This window comes from Phycicoccus sonneratiae (assembly GCF_016887965.1).
Classification (GTDB): domain Bacteria; phylum Actinomycetota; class Actinomycetes; order Actinomycetales; family Dermatophilaceae; genus Phycicoccus; species Phycicoccus sonneratiae.
In genome coordinates this window covers 93,150-110,861 of the sequence record NZ_JAFDVD010000001.1, presented here as the reverse complement: position 1 = coordinate 110,861, position 17,712 = coordinate 93,150, and the positions used below count along the sequence as shown (strand labels likewise).

The window sequence follows — 17,712 nt, the reverse complement described above, 5'->3', positions numbered from 1 at the left end:
GGAGGTGTCGACGATGGCGGGCGAGGGAGCCGGAGGGCGCGCGGCGTCGGACTTCGTCGAGTTCGCAGGCGCCCACGAGGGCCCGGCGTTCCGGGCCGCCGTCGTCGTCTGCGGGGACCCGGTCACCGCCGAGCGCGTGGTCCTCGAGGCGCTGACCGCCGTCGCCGCCGACTGGGGCGAGGCGCGGGAGGCCGGCCCGGCCGCCACCCTCCGGACCGCCGTGCACCGCCGGGCGCTCGCCGCGTGCGGTGCCGACCCCGACGCCGGCGGGGCGGCGGCTCCGGACACACCCCCCGACCCGGATCCCGGCGCGACCGCCGACTCGTGGGGCGTCGACCTGCTCACCGAGCGGCGCAGCGCCGTCCGCGCGGTCCTCGCCGGACTCACGCCCCGGCAGCGCGTCGTCGCCGCGGTGCGGTGGCTCGAGGAGCGCCCCGACCGCGAGACCGCCGAGCTGGCCCACCTCGACGCCGCCCGGCTGCGGGACGCCGTCGACGTGGTCCGGGCCCGGCTCGGGGTGCTCGTCCACGGCGAGGACGCCACCGTCGAGGCCTCCGACGACGAGCTGCGCGAGCTGCTCGAGCTCGCCTCCGACGACCTCGACGAGCCGGCCCTCGCCGAATCCGCCTGGGCCGCCGCGGAGCAGCGGCGGCGCACCGTGCGCCGGCGCGGGCTCGTGGCCGGGGCGGTCGTCCTCGCCGGCGGGGCGGTGGCGGTGGCGGTCACCGGGCGCGACACCCCGGCACCCCGGGTGGCCCCGTCGTCCTCCGCCACCTCGAGCACCGGCGGGCCGGGCCGGCTCCAGGGCGTGCCGGTCGACGGGGTGGGCGTCTACCTCGCCCCCGAGCCGTCCCTCGAGACCCGGCTGCCCCTCTACCCGGACGCCGCCCGGCTCGCGCTGCCGCAGCGGCTCGGACCCGGCCGCGACCGCCCGCTCGAGATCCTCTCGCCGGCCGGCACGACGGCCTCCGTGCGGGCGGTCTTCCTCGTCCGGGTCGAGGGCGGCGTCCAGCCGGCCCTCTTCCTGCCGCGGCAGTCCACGCGCCTCCAGCTCGTCGCCATGGCGCCGCTGCGGCCCACGGTCGACGCCGGCGGCAACACCGGGCTCCGCCTCGGTCCGCGATCGGTCGACGGCGAGCGCCGGAGGGTGGTCTTCGCCCAGCCCGGCGCCGTCGTCGTCCTCGAGGTGCACTCGGCCCGCACCCACCGGCTCGCCGTCCCCGACGAGCACCTGGGGACCGCCGGGTGGGCGACCGACGGCCGGACCATCGTGGCCGCGAGCGACGACGCCGGATGGCTCGTCGACTCCGTCACCGGGAAGGCGACGCGGGCGAAGGCGCCGGTCCTCGCCGGCTGGGCGGACATCGCCGTCACCGGCGGCCCGGCGACCCTGCGGTCCTTCGCCGGCGACGGCCGGCTCACGACCTCGCGCGAGCTCGCCGGGCCGGACCTCGACGTGCAGGGCGAGTCGGTATCGAACACCGAGGGATGGGCTTGTCGCGCAGCGTTCTTCGGCGCGGTGCGGGCCACCGGCAACCGCATGCAGGGGCTGGCCGCCGTCCAGGGCGACCTGCGACCGTCGCCGCGCATCCTCGCTGCGGCGGCGACGGAGGACGTGCCGCTCGCCGCGTACCGTCCGCTGGCGTGGGGTCCGCGCGACACGGTGCTCCTCGAGTCGCGCTCGTTCACCGCCGAGGTCGAGGCGCTGCGCGTCCTCGCGTGGGACGTCATCGAGAACCGCCTGTACCGGGTGGCCGAGGTCGACCGCCCGGCGTCCGAGGCCGACACCGACCAGGGGTTCACCGGCGCCTGGTGCCTCTAGCGTCGGCCGGGGTCAGCCGGGGTCGGGACCGAGGGCGACCGGTCGCGCGGTGTCCTCGATCCACTCGCTCCACGACCCGACGTAGGGGATCGCCTCGATGCGCGCGGTGTGCAGCGCGAGGGCCATCTGCGCCGCCGTGACGCCGCTGCCGCAGCTCGTGCCGACCGGGGTGTCGCGGTGCACGCCGACGCCCGCTGCGACCTCGCGGACCCGGGCCGGCGGGAGGAACGTGCCGTCGTCGGCGAGCAGGTCGGTCATCGGGAGGTTGACGGCACCGGGGACGTGCCCGGCCAGCCGGTCGATGGGCTCGACCTCGCCGCGGTAGCGCTCGGCGGCCCGGACGTCGAGCAGCACGCCGGCGCGGGCCATCGTCGCCGCACCCTCGGCGTCGAGGACGGGGACCGACCCCGGCCGCACGACGAGGTCGCCGCGGGACGGGGTCGGCACCTCGGTGCTCACCGGGCCGCCGGCGCGCTGCCAGGCCGCGAGCCCGCCGTCGAGCACCCGGACCTGCGGGTGGCCGGCCCAGCGCAGCACCCACCAGGCGCGGGCCGCCGACAGCGAGGTCCGCTGGTCGTAGACGACGACCTCGTCGTCGTCGTGGACACCGGCGGCCCGCAGCGCCTCCTCGAGGACGGCGGGGTCGGGGAGGGGATGGCGCCCGCGCGCGCCCGGCGGCCCGGCGAGGGCGTCGTCGAGGTCGAGGAACGGGGCCCCCGGCAGGTGCGCAGCGGCGTACCGCTCGCGGCCGGGCGTGCCGACGAGGGCGTACTGGACGTCGAGGACCCGCACCTCGTCGCGGGCCAGGGCGGTCGCGAGGTCGGCGGCGGTGATGAGCGCGCTCATCGGCTCATCCAACCACCGGCGCCCGGGCCGGGGTGGTGTGCAGCGGTGCGCGAGGATGGCCGGGTGGCTCCTCGCGTCCGGCTCGTCCTCGTCCACGGCTCCCAGCTGAGCCGGGCGATGTGGGCGCGCTACCCCGCCCTCCTCGGGCCGGACGTCGACCTCGTCCTCCCCGACCTGCCCGCGCACGGCGCCCGCCGCGGCGAGCCGTTCACCTGGGACGGCGCCCTCGAGGTCGTGGGCGAGGCGGTCGGCACCGACGACGGCGTCCCGGTGGTCCTCGCGGGGCACAGCCTCGGCGGGTACGTGGCGATGGCGTGGGCGGCCCGGAACCCGACGCGCCTGCACGGCCTCGGGCTGCTCGGGGCGTCGGCCGTGCCGGCGGGCCCCGGCGCCGCGCTCTACCGGGGGCTGGCCCGAGTCGAGCACCGCCTCGGCCCGGACCGGATGGCCCGGGCGCTGGACCGCCAGTTCGACGCCCTGCTGCCGCCGGCGTTCGCGGCCCTGCTCAAGGAGGCCGGCTACGGCTTCGACGGCATCCCGGACGCCTGGGCCGGGGTCATGGGGCAGTGCCGCCCGGAGATGCTCGCCGGGGTCACGGCGCCGGTGCTGCTCGTCAACGGCCAGCTCGACCAGCTGCGGGTCGACGTCCGGCGCTTCCGTCGGGCCGCCCGCTCGGCGCCGTGGGTGCACGTCGTCACCGTCCCGCGCGGCCTGCACGTCTTCCCGCTGACCCACCCCGCCGAGACCGTCGCCGCCCTCTGGGAGCTCGTCTCCTGGGCCCGCCGTCCGGCCTGACCGCCCGGCGCCGATTCACGGTCCGGGCCCGGCCCGGGCGACAATGGGCGGCGCCATGACCACCACCACCACCGCCACCGCCACCGCCACCGCGCCCGTGCTGCCGCCGCTGCACATCGGCCGCCACGTCATCGAGTCGCCCGTCGTCCTCGCGCCGATGGCCGGCATCACCAACAGGGCCTTCCGCCTGCTGTGCCGCGAGTACGGGGCGGCCGGGCTCGAGGCGGGCGGTGCGTCCGGCGCCAGCAGCCTCTACGTCGCCGAGATGGTCACCTCGCGCGCCCTCGTCGAGCGGACCCCCGAGACGATGCGGCTCATCTCGCACGGGCCCGAGGAGACGCCGCGCTCGGTGCAGCTGTACTCGGTCGACCCCGCGACGGCCGGCCTGGCCGCCCGGATGCTCGTCACCGAGGACCTCGCCGACCACATCGACCTCAACTTCGGCTGCCCGGTCCCCAAGGTCACGCGCAAGGGCGGCGGCGCGGCGCTGCCGTGGAAGACCGACCTGTTCCGGGGGATCGTCTCCGCGGTCGTCCGGGAGGCGTCGCGCCACGACGTGCCGGTCACCGTCAAGATGCGGGTCGGCATCGACGCCGAGCACGTCACCTACCTCGACGCCGGGCGGATCGCCGAGGCCGAGGGGGCGGCGGCGGTCGCGCTGCACGGCCGGACGGCGGCCCAGGCGTACTCGGGGCAGGCCGACTGGGAGGCCATCGCGCGGCTCAAGGAGGCCGTCACCTCCGTGCCGGTGCTCGGCAACGGTGACATCTGGTCGGCGGAGGACGCGCTCGAGATGGTGCGGCGCACCGGGTGCGACGGCGTCGTCGTCGGACGCGGGTGCCTCGGCCGGCCGTGGCTCTTCACCGACCTCGCGGCGGCGTTCGCCGGGTCCGACGCGCGGGTGCGGCCGGGGCTGCGCGAGGTGACGTCGGTGCTGCGCCGGCACGCCGAGTACCTCGTCGACTTCTACGACGGCGACGAGCTGCGCGGCTGCCGCGACATCCGCAAGCACATCGCCTGGTACCTCAAGGGCTTCCCGGCCGGGTCGACGGTGCGCAACCAGCTGGCGCTCGTCGACTCGCTCGCCGCCCTCGACGACCTCATCGGGTCGATGGACCTCGACGCGCCGTGGCCGGGGGAGCCGGCCGAGGGCCCGCGCGGCCGGGCCGGCTCGCCGCGGGTCGTCGCGCTGCCGGAGAACTGGCTGCGCGGGCGCGAGCTCGACGAGGCCCAGCGGGCCCAGGTGGCCCAGGCCGAGCTGTCGGTCTCCGGCGGCTGAGGCGCGTCAGCCCCGGGTGCGGTCGCGGCCGGGGCCGTCGTCCCGCCCGAACACGCCGACCGAGATCCACGCCAGCGCGACGACGACCCCGCCGATCGCGGCGTAGCCCTTCGGCGTCTCGTCGAAGAGCGCGAAGCTCGCTCCGTAGAGCAGCGTGATGGCGAGGGCGGCGAACGCGAGGTACCGACGGTTCATGCCTCGACCCTAGGCGGCGCCACCCCGCTGCGGGTCCACCGGCCGACGGACCCCGGGTCCACCGCCCGGTCGTCCACGGGTGCTGTGCGCTGTCGGGGGTGGCGGGCAGGATGGGCGGGTGAGCGAGAGCATCGGCACCCCCGGCGGCACCCCCGAGAAGCCGGCGCTGTTCTTCGCGGACGGCGCCGAGTTCGGTCGCTGGCTCGCGGCGAACCACGACACCGCGCCCGACCTCTGGATGGGGCTGTGGAAGAAGGACTCCGGCCGCGGCGGCATTACCTGGGCCGAGGCCGTCCGCGAGGCGCTCTGCTGGGGCTGGATCGACAGCCGCGCCGAGCGCATCGACGAGCACGCCCGGCGCCAGCGCTGGACCCCGCGGCGCACGGGCAGCAACTGGAGCGCCGTCAACGTCACCGCGGTCGAGGAGCTCACGGCGCAGGGTCGGATGCAGCCGAGCGGCCTGGCCGCCTTCGCCCAGCGGCGCGAGGACCGCACGGGCGTCTACTCCTTCGAGCGCCCCGATGCCGTGCTCACGGCCGACGAGGAGGCGACAGTGCGGGCCGACCCCGCCGCGGCCGCCTTCTGGGACGCCGCCACGGCCGGGTACCGCAAGATCGTCACGCACTGGCTGCACGAGGCCAAGCAGGAGGCCACCCGGGCCCGCCGGCTGGCGATGCTCGTCGAGGACTGCGCCGCCGGCCGGCTCGTGAAGTTCCAGCGCTACGGCGACGTGCCCGGCTGGGTGGCCCGGGCCGCCGCCGCCGCCGAGGCCGCGCGAGGGTCGTAGGCTCCACCGCGTGACGTACTCCGCGCGCGACCGGGAGCGCTGGGTCGCGGAGGACCCCGCCCAGAAGCGTTCCGACCGTGACGACTTCGCGCGCGACCGCGCCCGCGTCCTGCACTCCTCGGCCCTGCGCCGGCTCTCGGCCAAGACCCAGGTCGTCGCCCCGGCGTCCGACGACTTCGTCCGCAACCGGCTGACGCACTCGCTCGAGGTGGCCCAGATCGGCCGCGAGCTCGGGGCGGCGCTCGGCTGCAACGCCGACGTCGTCGACACCGCCTGCCTCGCCCACGACCTCGGCCACCCGCCCTTCGGCCACAACGGCGAGACCGCGCTCGACGCCGTCGCGGCCGGCATCGGCGGCTTCGAGGGCAACGCCCAGACCCTGCGCCTGCTCACCCGCCTCGAGGCCAAGCGCACGCACCCCGACGGGCGGCCCGCCGGGCTCAACCTCACCCGCGCCAGCCTCGACGCCTCGACGAAGTACCCGTGGCGCCGTGGCGGGTCGCCCTCTCCCACGACGAAGTTCGGCGTCTACGAGGACGACCTCGACGTCTTCGCCTGGGTGCGCGCCGGGGCCCCGGAGAGCCGGCGGTCCTTCGAGGCCGAGGTGATGGACTGGTCCGACGACGTCGCCTACTCGGTGCACGACGTCGAGGACGCCGTCGCCTCCGGATGGCTCGACCCGCGCCGGCTGCGCGACCGCGCCGACGTCGAGGCGGTCCTCGAGGTCGCGGCCCGGGTGTACGGCGGCGGGTTCGACGGCGACGAGCTCGGGGCCGCCCTCGAGCGGGTCCTCGCCTCCGGGGCGGTGCCCGAGGCCCACGACGGCTCGCGCCGCGCGCTGGCCGCCCTCAAGGACATGACCTCGCGCCTCATCGGTCGCTTCGCCGTCGCCGTCGAGAGCGCGACCCGGGAGGCCCACGGTGACGGCGCCCTCGTGCGCCACGAGGCCTCGCTCGTCGTCCCCGACGGCGCCCGCGCCGAGACGGTCGTCCTCAAGGCCGTGGCCGCCCGCTACGTGATGCTCGCCGCCGAGCGCGTGGCGGTGTACGAGGAGCAGCGCGAGGTCGTCGCCGAGCTCGTCGCCGCGTACGAGGCCGACCCCTCGCGCCTCGACCCCGCCCTGCGCGCGGACCACGACGACGCCCCCGACGACGGCGCCGCGCTGCGGGTCGTCGTCGACCAGGTCGCCTCCCTCACCGACGTGCGCGCCCTCGAGCTGCACCGCCGGTGGTGCCGGCGCTGAGCACCGCCCGGCGGCCCGACACCCCCACGACCTAGACTCACGCACGAGTCGAGAAGGGTTGGGGTCGGGTGCCGGGTCGGATCAGGGCCGAGGACGTCGCGTCGGTCAAGGAGCGGTCGTCCATCGAGGACGTCGTCCGCGACCACGTCACGCTGCGCCCGGCCGGCGTCGGCTCGCTCAAGGGGCTCTGCCCGTTCCACGACGAGAAGACCCCGAGCTTCACCGTGCGCCCCACGGTCGGCAGCTACCACTGCTTCGGCTGCGGCGAGGGCGGCGACGTCATCAGCTTCGTGCAGAAGGTCGAGCACCTCACGTTCACCGAGGCCGTCGAGCGCCTCGCCGCCAAGGCCGGCATGGAGCTGCGGTACGAGGAGGGGGGCGGCCCGCGCGAGGGCGGCACCTCGCTCGGCAAGCGCTCGCGGCTCCTCGAGGCGCACCGCACGGCCGAGGAGTACTACACCGGCCTGCTCCTCGACCGCACCCGCACCGACGCCCGCACCGGTCGCGACTTCCTGCGCGAGCGGGGGTTCGACGGTGCGGCGGTCGAGCACTTCGGCGTCGGCTTCGCCCCCGGGGACGGCGACGCCCTCACCCGTCACCTGCTCCAGCGCGGGTTCACCGACGACGAGCTCGTCACCGGCGGGCTCTCCGGCCGCGGCAGCCGGGGCCTCTACGACCGGTTCCGCGGGCGGCTCGTCTGGCCGATCCGCGACACCACCGGCGACACCGTCGGCTTCGGCGCCCGGCGGCTCTTCGACGACGACCGCATCGCCGCGAAGTACCTCAACACCTCCGAGACGCCCATCTACAAGAAGTCGACCGTGCTCTACGGCCTCGACCTCGCGAAGAAGGCGATCCGCGACGACCGCCGGGCGGTCGTCGTCGAGGGCTACACCGACGTCATGGCCGCGCACCTCTCCGGCGTCGAGGCGGCCGTGGCCACCTGCGGCACGGCGTTCGGCGTCGAGCACATCAAGATCCTCCGGCGGATCATGCGTGACGAGGCCGACCAGGCGCCCGCCAAGGTCGTCTTCACCTTCGACGGCGACAAGGCTGGCCAGGCTGCGGCGATGAAGGCCTTCGGGCAGGACCAGCGCTGGGTCGCGCAGTCCTTCGTCGCCGTCGCGCCCGACGGGATGGACCCCTGCGAGCTGCGCCTGGCCAAGGGCGACGCCGCCGTCGCGGCCCTCGTCGACGACGCCGTCCCGATGTTCGAGTTCGCCGTGCGCACGACCATCCGCCGCTTCGACCTCGAGACCGCCGAGGGCCGGGTGCAGGCGATGAAGGCCGTCGCGCCCATCATCGGCTCGATCCGCGACGCCAGCCTGCGCCCGGAGTACACGCGCACGGTGTCGGGGTGGCTGGGCCTCGAGGTCGAGCAGCTCGCCGACGCCGTGCGCCACGCCCCGAAGCTCGTGCCCCCCGACGAGCACGAGCGCCGCCCGTCCGGCACCGACGAGGTCCCCGAGCCGGGGCCGGCCGACGCCCCGGGACTCCCGGCCCCCGACCTGCGCGACCCGGTCGTCGCCGCCGAGCGCCAGCTGCTCCAGGCCGTCGTCCAGCACCCGTCGCAGTTCCCCGACGCCGTCCTCGACACCCTCGTGCCCGAGGCGCTCACCGCGCCGGCGCACCGGGCCGTCCTCGACGGCATCCGCATCGCCCTGGCCGCCGGGGCGCGCACCGGGTCGACCGCCGCCTGGGTCTCGGCGGTGGGAGAGGCGGCGCCGGTGCCGGTCAAGCCGCTCGTCGCCGAGCTCTCGGTCGCGCCGCTGCCGGTCCGCTACGACGTCTCCACCGGGCTGCCCCCCAAGCGCTACCTCGACAGCCTCGTCGTCGGGGTCCGCGACGCCCACCTCGGCCGGCAGATCGCCGACGCGATGGCGACCCTGCGCCGCGTGCAGAACGACCCCGACGCCGGCCCCGACGCCCTGCGCGAGCGTACGACGAGCCTCCACGCGCTCGAGCTCGAACGGGTGCGGCTGCGGCAGGGGGCGACGTCGTGAGGCTGCGCTGGACCGGGCTGCGCCGCCCGCCGGTCCCCGCCGACGTCGCCGCGGCGATCGACCCGGCCGAGGGTGACCGCCTGCTGGCGTGGGCGCCCGGCGACGACGGCACGACCCTCGTCGCCGGCCGGCACCGGCTGCACGTCGTGCGGACTTCCGTGGAGGGTGCTGCCGAGGTCGTGCTCTCGCGCCCGTGGCACCTCGTCGACGCCGGCACGTGGGGCGAGGGAGGGGTGCTGCGCGTCACCTGGGTCGACGGCCGGCCCCCGCTGCGCGTCGTCCTCACCGAGCCGGGGATGCTTCCGGAGACCCTGCGCGAGCGGGTCCAGGCGTCGGTGGTGCTGGCGGAGGCCCTCGACCTCGGGCTGCGGCGCACCGCCAAGGTGGTGGTCCGCCGCGACCTCGCGACGAACGCCCTCGTCAGCCAGGCGGTGCTCGGCCGCGGCGTGCGCGCCGACGACCCGGACGTCGCCGAACAGGTGCGCGCCGGGCTGGCCCGGGTGCGCGAGCAGGTTGGCCTCGACTGAGCCGGCCGACCGGGCACCCCGATTTCTACCGGTGGGCCGGGTGTTGCTATCGTTGCGCGCGCTGCTGCGGCGATCCCGCAGCAGACCTTCCCCTGTAGCTCAATTGGCAGAGCAGCCGACTGTTAATCGGCAGGTTGTTGGTTCGAGTCCAACCGGGGGAGCGCGACGAAGGGCCCGGACCACCTCGGTCCGGGCCCTTCGCGCGTCACACGACGGGTGCCGTCACGGCGCGCCGGGACGTCCCTCGCCCCGGCCGTGCGCGTACCAGTGGCTCAGCCCGGCCCGGTAGTTGTTCGAGCCGTAGACGGCGCGCAGGTCCGAGTTGACGGCCATGTACCAGGCGGGGGCGAACTCGGGGGCTCCCTGACGCCCCTCGCTGAGGCCGTACACCGTGAAGTGGTCGACGACCGCCCAGTTGGCCCACCCGGCGAGGTCGCCGTACCGGGCCCGGTACCACCCCGGGTCGAAGGCGAGCGAGGCGCGCCGGCCCTCGAACCGGCCGTTCGAGACGTAGTGCGAGATGGCGCCGGCGTAGTTGTTCCAGCCGTAGGCGGCGGACACGTCGGGCTGGGCGTTCATGTAGAAGATGGGGTCGAAGGTCGCCGACCCGGTCCGCCCCCACGGGATGCCGTAGTGCAGCCAGTGCCACTGGACGTGGTCGTAGAAGTTCCCGCCCTGGCTCGCGACCTTGCCGTTGGCCCAGGCGACGACGTCCGGGTAGGTGGCGGCGTAGAACTTGCTGTCGAAGACGATGCGGGTCAGCTGCGGGTTCGCCTCGTTCGAGCTCGGCCGGTAGGTGTAGGCCTGCGTCCCGAGCTGGGCGCGGAAGCACTCGTTGTCGTTGCACACCGGCGGCGGGGGCGGCGGGTTCTTCTTCCACACCTTGACCCAGTCGACCTGGAAGCCGGACGTCGCGCTGCCGTTCTGCTTGTCGACGTTGGTGAGGATCGCCGTCAGCGGGCTGTCGACGGAGTACTGCGCAGGGAACTCGGCGGACTGCACGCCGTCGACGAAGAAGCGCATCGGGACGCCCGGGGTCCACTCGACGTGGAACGTGTGGAAGCCCCCGTCGTGCAGCGCCGTGGCCCGGCCCTGCGGGAGGCAGAACTTGCGGCCGACGTCCTTCGGCGAGCGCGAGGAGTAGTAGGTGTGGTTGAACCCGTAGTACGGACCGTCGGTCGTGCCGTGGTTGGAGGGCAGCGAGGCGGTGGCCTTGCACCCCTGCTGGTGCGACACGGTGCCGGCGTCCTCGATGACGTCGATCTCGTTGTACGCGCCGCCGAGCGCGGAGTTGAGCCAGAACGACGAGAGGTTCCCCGTGCTGGCGTGGACCTTGACCCTGGCGGCGAACACGTAGGTCCCACCGCTGAACGTCGAGGTCGAGGTGATCCGGCAGCGCCACGGATGCGTGGCCGTGTCGGCGTTGCGCGGCTTCGCGTTGACGGTGAGGATGCCGTCGCCCGAGGTGTCGACCGTCGCGCAGTTGTTCATCACCTTCTCCGACCCGATGTTGCGCCAGATCGCGCGGCCCTCCGGCGTCGTGAAGACGGCCGGGTAGGTCGGGTCGCCGTCGGTGGTCGCCACGTGGGTCTGGGTGAAGCCGTCCTCGAAGACCTTGCTCCACGTCGGGTCGCCGGGGTCGGGGAGGGCCGCGGCCACCGACGGCACGGCGGCGACCGAGCCGGCCGTCGTCACGGAGGCCGGTGGTGGTCGGTGCTCGAGCGCCGAGGCCTGACCTCCTCCCGCCACCGCCGCCACGAGCACGGACGCGAACACAGCACGACGAATCACGATGACCCCCCCGGGTTCCGTTGAACAGGACCAAGCGGGCCGACTCTAGCGACCCGGGGGGCCGGAGGGGAAGACCTGGCGGATCGCGGTGTCAGCGACCGGTGCTCGTCGGATCGAGGTTCTGCACGTTGTCGCCGCCGAGCCCGGTGCTCGGCATCGCCCCGGTGCCTCCCGGCGCCCCGGGCATCGCGTTGGTCGTCGTCCCGCCGGCGGCCCGTCCGCGCCGGTTGATGCGGCGCTCGACGCGGCCGGCGACGACGGTCAGCCCGTAGTTGAGGAGGATGAACAGGGCGGCCGCGAGGACGTAGGCCGGGATGACGTTGCCGTAGGCGGTCCCGACGTTCTTGGCCTGGGCGAGCAGCTCCGGGTAGGTGATGGCCGTGCCGAGCGCGCTGTCCTTGAGGATGACGACGAGCTGGCCGACCAGCGCCGGGAGCATCGCGGTGAGGGCCTGCGGCAGCTCGATCGAGCGCAACGTCTGCCCGGGGGAGAGGCCGATCGAGAGCCCGGCCTCGGACTGTCCCTTCGGCAGCTGGTGCACACCCGAGCGGACCAGCTCGGCGATCACCGACCCGTTGTAGAGCGTCAGGCCGGTGACGACGGCGTAGAACGAGTTGAAGTCGACCCCGAAGACGTTGTTGCGCGCGTAGAGGGTGAACGTGAAGTACATCATCAGCAGCACGGGGACGGCCCGGAAGAACTCGACGATCGTGCCGGCGACCCAGCGCACCGGGCGGATCGTCGAGAGCCGGCCCATGCCGAAGACGAGGCCGAAGACCAGCGCGGCGACGATCGAGGCACCGGCGGCGGCAAGGGTCTGCCGGATGCCGGGCAGGACGTACTCGGTCCAGACCTCCGGGAGGAGGAGGGAGCGCCACATCGAGGCCTCGAGCTGGCCCTGCTGGGCGAACTTCCACAGCACCAGCGCGAGCGTCCCGGCCGCGAGCAGCAGCCCGAGGAGGGTGAGGAGGCGGTGGCGAGCCCGGGCGCGGGGACCGGGGGCGTCGAAGAGGACCGAGGTGCTCATCGCTTCACCGCCAGCCGCCGGGAGAGCGTCGTGAAGAGCATGCCGACCGGGAGGGTGAGGACGACGAAGCCGATGGCGAAGACGAGGAAGACGGCGGTGCCCGCGGTCTCGTTCTCGATGATCACCTTCATGAGGGCCGAGGCCTCGGAGACGCTGACGATCGAGGCGACGGTGGTGTTCTTGGTCAGCGCGATGAGCACCGACCCCAGCGGGGCGATCGCCCCGCGGAAGGCCTGCGGGAGGATCACCTCGCGCAACGACTGGCCGAAGGTCAGCCCGATCGAGCGGGCGGCCTCGGCCTGTCCGGCGGGCACCGTGTTGACGCCCGAGCGCAGCGCCTCACACACGAACGCGGCGTGGTAGGCCGCCAGCCCGACGATCGCCCAGCGGATCGCGTTGTCGCGCAGGAAGGTCGGTGAGCTGGCTGGCTCCAGGTTGAGCTGGAGGATGAAGAACACCCCCAGCGAGCAGAAGACGAGGATGAGCGTCAGCGGGGTGTTGCGCACGGTGTTGACGTAGAACGCCCCGAGCGAGCGCAGCACCCCGACGGGGGAGACGCGCATGATCGCGAGGACCGTGCCGAGGAGGAGTGCGCCGACCGCCGAGAAGACGGTGAGGTACACCGTCATCCCGAACGCCGCGAGGACGTCGTACTTCGCGAGGATGTCGCCGATCTCACCCACGGCGGCTCCTTCCGGGTGGCGGCGGCGCGGGGTGGGGGGGCGCCCCCCCGGGGGGGGGGGGCCGCGCGCCCGGGGGGGGGGGGGGGGGCCCCCCCGCCGGGGGGGGGGGGCCCCCCCCCCGGCCGCGGGGGTGGTCAGGAGCAGGCGTCGGGCGTGGGCGGGTTGCCCGCGCCCGGCTTGTAGCCCGCCGGGCCGAGGTTGTCGTCGATCGCCTTCTGCCAGGCGCCGTCGGTGACCATCTTCGTGATGGCGGCGTTCACCTTCTCGCAGAGGGCGGTGTCGCCCTTCTTGAGGCCGACGCCGTAGCGCTCCTCGGAGAACGGCTGGCCGACGACCTTGAACTTGCCCTTGTACTCCTCCTGCGACGCGTAGCCGGCGAGGATCGTGTCGTCGGTGGTCAGCGCGTCGACGCCGCCGTTGGCCAGCGCCGGGAGGCACTCGGAGTACGTGGCGAACTCCTGCAGCTGGACGCCGGGGACGTCCTCCTTGACGTTCTGGGCCGAGGTCGAGCCGGTGACCGAGCACAGCTTCTTGCCGTCGAGCGCGTCCGGCCCGGTGACCGAGGAGTCGTCGGCGCGGACGAGGAGGTCCTGCCCGGCGACGAAGTACGGCCCGGCGAAGGAGACCTTCTCCTTGCGGGCGTCGGTGATCGAGTACGTCGCGACGACGATGTCGACCTGCCCGGTGGAGATGAGGGTCTCGCGCTGGGCGCTCGGCGCCTGGACCCACTGGATGTCGCCGGCCTCGGTGCCGAGCTCCTTGGCGATGTACGTCGCGACGTCGACGTCCATCCCGCTGTACTCGGTGCCCTTCTTCAGGCCCATGCCCGGCTGGTCGAACTTGATGCCGACCTTCAGGCCGCTGCCGCCGCCGGAGTCGCCTCCGTCGCCGCCGCTGCCGGTGTTCCCCGCGTCCGAGCCGCAGGCCGCGAGCCCGAGGGCCACGGCGGCCGTGGCCGCGAGCGCACCCCATCGTCGTGTCGTCATGTGCTGGTCCTCCCTGTCGTGCCGCGGCCCGAGTGGTCGAGCCTCGGCGGTGTGCGGTCCCTCGTGGGTCAGTGGGTGAGGATCTTCCCGAGGAAGTCCCGGGCGCGTTCGCTCCGGGCGTTGGTGAAGAACTCCTCGGGCGTGCCCTCCTCGACGACCTGGCCGTCGGAGAGGAACACGACGCGGTTCGCGGCCTTGCGCGCGAAGCCCATCTCGTGGGTGACGACGATCATCGTCATGCCGCTGCGGGCCAGCTCGACCATGACGTCGAGGACCTCGTTGATCATCTCGGGGTCGAGCGCCGAGGTGGGCTCGTCGAAGAGCATCACCTTGGGGTCCATCGCCAGCGACCGGGCGATGGCCACCCGCTGCTGCTGGCCGCCGGAGAGCTGCGCGGGGTACTTCTCGGCCTGGTGGGCGACGCCGACGCGCTCGAGGAGCTCCATGGCCCGCTTCTCGGCGTCGGCCTTCTTCGTCCCGCGGACCTTGACCGGCCCGAGCGTGACGTTCTCGAGGATCGTCTTGTGGGCGAAGAGGTTGAAGGACTGGAAGACCATCCCGACGTCGGCGCGCAGGGCGGCCAGCTCCTTGCCCTCCTCGGGGAGGGCCTTGCCGTCGACGGTGATCGAGCCCGACTCGATCGTCTCGAGGCGGTTGATGGTCCGGCACAGCGTCGACTTGCCCGAGCCCGACGGACCGATGAGCACGACCACCTCGCCGCGACCCACCGTGAGGTCGATGTCGCGGAGCACGTGGAGGTCCCCGAAGTGCTTGTTGACGCGCTCGAGGACGACGAGGGGCTCACTCATGGTCCAGCAACCTAGTCAAGACCCGGCATCTCAGGGAACTGTCAGCCGGACTTCCGCAGACCGTGACCGTTCCGAGACCTGCCGCGGCCCGATCCGGTCGTCCGCCTCAGGCGACCCAGACCTTGCGCAGCGGCTCGTCGACGAGCCACCGGGTCCGGTCACCGGCGCGCAGGCGGACCACCGTCCCGGGACCGAGGCGGAGGCGCTCGCCGTCCTCGAACTCGACGGTGCCGGACCCGGCCACGACGACGAAGACCTCGTCGACCTCGGTGTCGCGAGCGGTACCGACCGTCATCTCCCAGACCCCGACCTCGACCCCGCCGAGGGTGTCGAGGGTGCGGACCGCCGCGGTCGGCGACCCGTCCTCGACCTCGTCGCCGGGCAGTGGCTCGTGGTCGAGGGGCAGCCGGGTGACGTCGTCGGCGAGCAGGCGCTGGGTCATCCCCGGATGCTCCCACGTGACGGATCGAGAAGCCACAGGTCGTCGGGACGGTGGCAATCCGGCGCGTGAGGGGTCGACGACGAGCGGATCCGATGGACGGGGGCTCGCCCGGTGGTGCGTCGCTCGGGCATGATGCCCGTCATGGCCGTGTCCCCGGGTGCCGTGCGCGCCTCCCTCGCCGACGCCGTCCCGGACGTCTTCTGGACCGACCGGCCCGCGCTGCGCCCCGCCCCGCGGCCGGCCCTCACCGGCCACGGCCACCGGGCCGACCTCGTCGTCGTCGGCGGCGGGTTCACCGGGCTGTGGGCGGCGGTGCAGGCCAAGGAGGACGACCCCTCCCTCGACGTCGTCGTCCTCGAGCGGGGGCGGCTCGGCGTCGCGGCCTCGGGGCGCAACGGGGGCTTCGTGTCGCCCTCGCTCACGCACGGGCTCGCGCAGGGGGTGGCCTGCTGGCCGGACGAGGTCCCGACGCTGGAGCGGCTCGGCGCGGAGAACTTCTCGGCGCTGGCGGACACCGTCGAGCGGTACGCCATCGACTGCGACCTCCACGTCCCGGGCGAGCTGACCCTCGCCCTCGACGAGCGACAGGTCGCGACGGTGCGCGAGGCGTACGACCTGCACCGCGAGCACGGGGTCGACGTCGAGCTGCTCGACGCCGAGGCCGCCCGCGCCCGCGTCGACTCGCCGCGCTACCTCGGGGGGATGGTCGAACCGGGCGTCGGGCTCGTCGACCCGGCCCGCCTCGTCTGGGGGCTCGCGGCGGCCGCCGAGCGCCTCGGGGTCCGCCTCCACGAGGACACCGCCGTCACCTCGCTCGACGAGGACGGCGACGGGGTGCGGGTCGGCACCGAGTGGGGGAGCGTGCACGGGCGGCGGGTCGTCGTCGGCACCGGAGCCTTCCGCGGGGTGCTGCGCCGGCTGGCCTGGTACACGCTGCCCGTCTACGACCACGTGCTCATGACCGAGCCGCTCTCGGCCGCGCAGCTCGCGGCCGTCGGGTGGGAGGGGCGCGAGGGCCTCACCGACGCCGGCAACCAGTTCCACTACTACCGGCGCACCCTCGACGACCGCGTCCTCTTCGGCGGCTACGACGCGAACTACCACTTCCCGGGGCGCATCGACGCCCGGCTGGAGCAGTCGGCGTCGCACGACCTGCTGGCGCGCCACTTCCTCGAGATCTTCCCCCAGCTGGACGGCATCCGGTTCACCCACCGGTGGGCCGGGGTCATCGACACGACCTCGCGCTTCACGCCGGTGTTCGGCACGGCGCTCGGCGGCCGGCTCGCGTACGCGGTCGGCTACACCGGCCTCGGGGTGGCCTCGACCCGGTTCGGCGCGCGGGTCGCGCTCGACCTCGTCAACGGCCGCGACACCGAGGTCACCCGGCTCGGGATGGTGCGCCGCAAGCCGCTGCCCTTCCCGCCGGAGCCGTTCCGCACCCTCGGGGTGAAGGCGACGCGGGCCAGCCTCGCGGCCGAGGACCGCACCGGCCGGCGCAACCTCTGGCTGCGGGGGATGGACGCGGTCGGCATCGGCTTCGACAGCTGAGGTCGCGCCCCGGTCAGGAGACGAACTGCTCGCGCCGGCCCGCGGCCGAGCGCTCGCGCCACTCCCGCCACGCCTCGGGGTCGCGGCGCACGACGAGGTGGTACCAGGCGTAGCGCGCCTCGTCCGGCCAGCGCCGCCACCGCATCCCGGGCTGGCTCGTCAGCCAGCCGAGGTTCCGGTACGCGACGCGGGCCCGCTCGGGGTCGGCCGGGACGTAGACCGGCACCGACCCGCCGAGCAGCGGGACGACGTCGCGGGTGCCGGACGGGTGCAGCCACGTCGCGTCGAGGCAGGTCCCGAACGGCAGCCCGCTGCGCACGAGCCGGCGGTGCAGCTCGACCTCGTCACCGCGCACGACGAGGCGCGGGTCCGGCACGCCGACCGCGTCGAGCGCACGGGTCGTCAGGAGCATCCCGTTGAAGGGGTTGGCCACGCCGTGCACGACCCCGGTGCCCGGCAGGTCGGTGCGCACGGCCGCCCGACGGGTCCCGAGGCGCAGGCCGAAGGCCAGCCGGGACGGGTCGTCGACGTCGAGCACGAGCGGGGCGACCACCTCGAGGTCCTCGTCCGCGGCGGCCCGCAGGAGGCGCGTGAGGGTGGAGGTCGTCGCCGGGCGCCCGTCGTCGTCGGCCATCCACACGAGGTCGGCCCCGAGGGCGCGGGCGGTGAGCACGCCGTACGCGAAGCCGCCGGCCCCGCCGAGGTTGGTCGCGGACGGGAGGTAGGTGAGGGGGAGGTCGCACTCCTCGACGACGTCACGCGTGTGCGGGTCGTCGGCGTTGTCGACGACGACGAGGTGGTCGGGGCGGCGGTCCTGCGCGGCGAGGGCGGCGAGGCCCTGGGCGAGGAGGCCGGGGCGCCGGTGGGTCACGACGACGGCGATGACGCGGGGGGCGGTCGGGCTCACGACGTCGACGGTAGGGGCGGCC

General features: G+C 74.6%; 17 protein-coding genes and 1 tRNA gene. 9 read left to right on the top strand and 9 right to left on the bottom strand.

Going from position 1 to position 17,712, the window contains the following annotated elements:
- Window positions 1-13 precede the first annotated feature (13 nt).
- Entirely contained in the window at window positions 14-1,822 is a 1,809-nt protein-coding gene (locus JQN70_RS00550; RefSeq protein WP_204129361.1) for an RNA polymerase sigma factor, read from the top strand.
- 12 nt (window positions 1,823-1,834) lie between these two features.
- On the opposite strand, the gene JQN70_RS00545 is transcribed toward JQN70_RS00550, so the two are convergent.
- On the bottom strand, window positions 1,835-2,668 hold the full coding sequence (locus tag JQN70_RS00545) for a sulfurtransferase (protein ID WP_204129360.1): 834 nt from the start codon (window positions 2,666-2,668) through the stop codon (window positions 1,835-1,837).
- A gap of 63 nt (window positions 2,669-2,731) precedes the next feature.
- On the opposite strand from JQN70_RS00545, the gene JQN70_RS00540 reads away from it, so the two are divergent.
- Together JQN70_RS00540 and dusB are read left to right on the top strand one after the other, a co-directional pair.
- Window positions 2,732-3,463, top strand: coding sequence for an alpha/beta fold hydrolase (locus JQN70_RS00540; RefSeq protein WP_204129359.1), 732 nt, complete (start codon window positions 2,732-2,734; stop codon window positions 3,461-3,463).
- A gap of 55 nt (window positions 3,464-3,518) precedes the next feature.
- The gene (dusB, locus tag JQN70_RS00535) at window positions 3,519-4,742 is read left to right on the top strand and encodes a tRNA dihydrouridine synthase DusB (RefSeq protein ID WP_204129358.1); all 1,224 of its coding nucleotides are present in this window, start codon (window positions 3,519-3,521) and stop codon (window positions 4,740-4,742) included.
- Between the two features lie 6 nt (window positions 4,743-4,748).
- On the opposite strand, the gene JQN70_RS00530 is transcribed toward dusB, so the two are convergent.
- Entirely contained in the window at window positions 4,749-4,937 is a 189-nt protein-coding gene (locus JQN70_RS00530; RefSeq protein ID WP_204129357.1) for a hypothetical protein, read from the bottom strand.
- Window positions 4,938-5,055: 118 nt separating this feature from the next.
- On the opposite strand from JQN70_RS00530, the gene JQN70_RS00525 reads away from it, so the two are divergent.
- The 5 genes from JQN70_RS00525 (at window position 5,056) to JQN70_RS00505 (ending at window position 9,658) form a co-directional block, all read left to right on the top strand.
- On the top strand, window positions 5,056-5,724 hold the full coding sequence (locus JQN70_RS00525) for a YdeI/OmpD-associated family protein (protein ID WP_307835733.1): 669 nt from the start codon (window positions 5,056-5,058) through the stop codon (window positions 5,722-5,724).
- Window positions 5,725-5,734: 10 nt separating this feature from the next.
- Complete coding sequence (locus JQN70_RS00520; RefSeq protein WP_204129356.1) at window positions 5,735-6,967, top strand: deoxyguanosinetriphosphate triphosphohydrolase; 1,233 nt, start codon at window positions 5,735-5,737, stop codon at window positions 6,965-6,967.
- Between the two features lie 68 nt (window positions 6,968-7,035).
- Window positions 7,036-8,970, top strand: a complete 1,935-nt coding sequence (dnaG, locus tag JQN70_RS00515) for a DNA primase (RefSeq protein ID WP_204129355.1) — start codon at window positions 7,036-7,038, stop codon at window positions 8,968-8,970.
- On the top strand, window positions 8,967-9,497 hold the full coding sequence (locus tag JQN70_RS00510) for a hypothetical protein (protein WP_204129354.1): 531 nt from the start codon (window positions 8,967-8,969) through the stop codon (window positions 9,495-9,497). The genes dnaG and JQN70_RS00510 overlap by 4 nt, the downstream gene beginning before the upstream one ends.
- Before the next feature lie 88 nt (window positions 9,498-9,585).
- Window positions 9,586-9,658, top strand: a tRNA-Asn gene (locus JQN70_RS00505).
- 61 nt (window positions 9,659-9,719) lie between these two features.
- On the opposite strand, the gene JQN70_RS00500 is transcribed toward JQN70_RS00505, so the two are convergent.
- The 6 genes from JQN70_RS00500 to JQN70_RS00475 all read right to left on the bottom strand — a co-directional run bounded on the left by JQN70_RS00500 (window position 9,720) and on the right by JQN70_RS00475 (window position 15,235).
- Window positions 9,720-11,288: a glycoside hydrolase family 16 protein gene (locus JQN70_RS00500; RefSeq protein WP_204129353.1), complete on the bottom strand. Its 1,569-nt coding sequence runs from the start codon at window positions 11,286-11,288 to the stop codon at window positions 9,720-9,722.
- A 91-nt stretch (window positions 11,289-11,379) separates the two neighbouring features.
- Entirely contained in the window at window positions 11,380-12,315 is a 936-nt protein-coding gene (locus tag JQN70_RS00495) for an amino acid ABC transporter permease (RefSeq protein ID WP_204129352.1), read from the bottom strand.
- Window positions 12,312-12,989 (bottom strand): amino acid ABC transporter permease, encoded by a 678-nt coding sequence (locus tag JQN70_RS00490; protein WP_307835735.1) that lies wholly within the window; start codon window positions 12,987-12,989, stop codon window positions 12,312-12,314. The genes JQN70_RS00495 and JQN70_RS00490 overlap by 4 nt, the downstream gene beginning before the upstream one ends.
- 143 nt (window positions 12,990-13,132) lie before the next feature.
- Window positions 13,133-13,984, bottom strand: coding sequence for a glutamate ABC transporter substrate-binding protein (locus JQN70_RS00485; protein ID WP_204129351.1), 852 nt, complete (start codon window positions 13,982-13,984; stop codon window positions 13,133-13,135).
- Window positions 13,985-14,052: 68 nt separating this feature from the next.
- A complete protein-coding gene (locus tag JQN70_RS00480; protein ID WP_204129350.1) occupies window positions 14,053-14,793 on the bottom strand; it encodes an amino acid ABC transporter ATP-binding protein in 741 nt (246 codons plus the stop codon).
- Window positions 14,794-14,899: 106 nt separating this feature from the next.
- Window positions 14,900-15,235 carry a cupin domain-containing protein gene (locus tag JQN70_RS00475; RefSeq protein WP_204129349.1) on the bottom strand — a complete coding sequence of 112 codons (336 nt, stop codon included), beginning with the start codon at window positions 15,233-15,235 and terminating at the stop codon, window positions 14,900-14,902.
- 141 nt (window positions 15,236-15,376) lie between these two features.
- Between JQN70_RS00475 and JQN70_RS00470 the strand changes: the two genes are divergently transcribed.
- Window positions 15,377-16,783: an NAD(P)/FAD-dependent oxidoreductase gene (locus tag JQN70_RS00470; RefSeq protein ID WP_239110347.1), complete on the top strand. Its 1,407-nt coding sequence runs from the start codon at window positions 15,377-15,379 to the stop codon at window positions 16,781-16,783.
- A gap of 13 nt (window positions 16,784-16,796) precedes the next feature.
- Here the strand turns inward: JQN70_RS00470 and glfT1 are convergent, their stop codons facing one another.
- Window positions 16,797-17,690, bottom strand: a complete 894-nt coding sequence (gene glfT1, locus JQN70_RS00465; RefSeq protein WP_307835732.1) for a galactofuranosyltransferase GlfT1 — start codon at window positions 17,688-17,690, stop codon at window positions 16,797-16,799.
- Window positions 17,691-17,712: the final 22 nt, after the last annotated feature.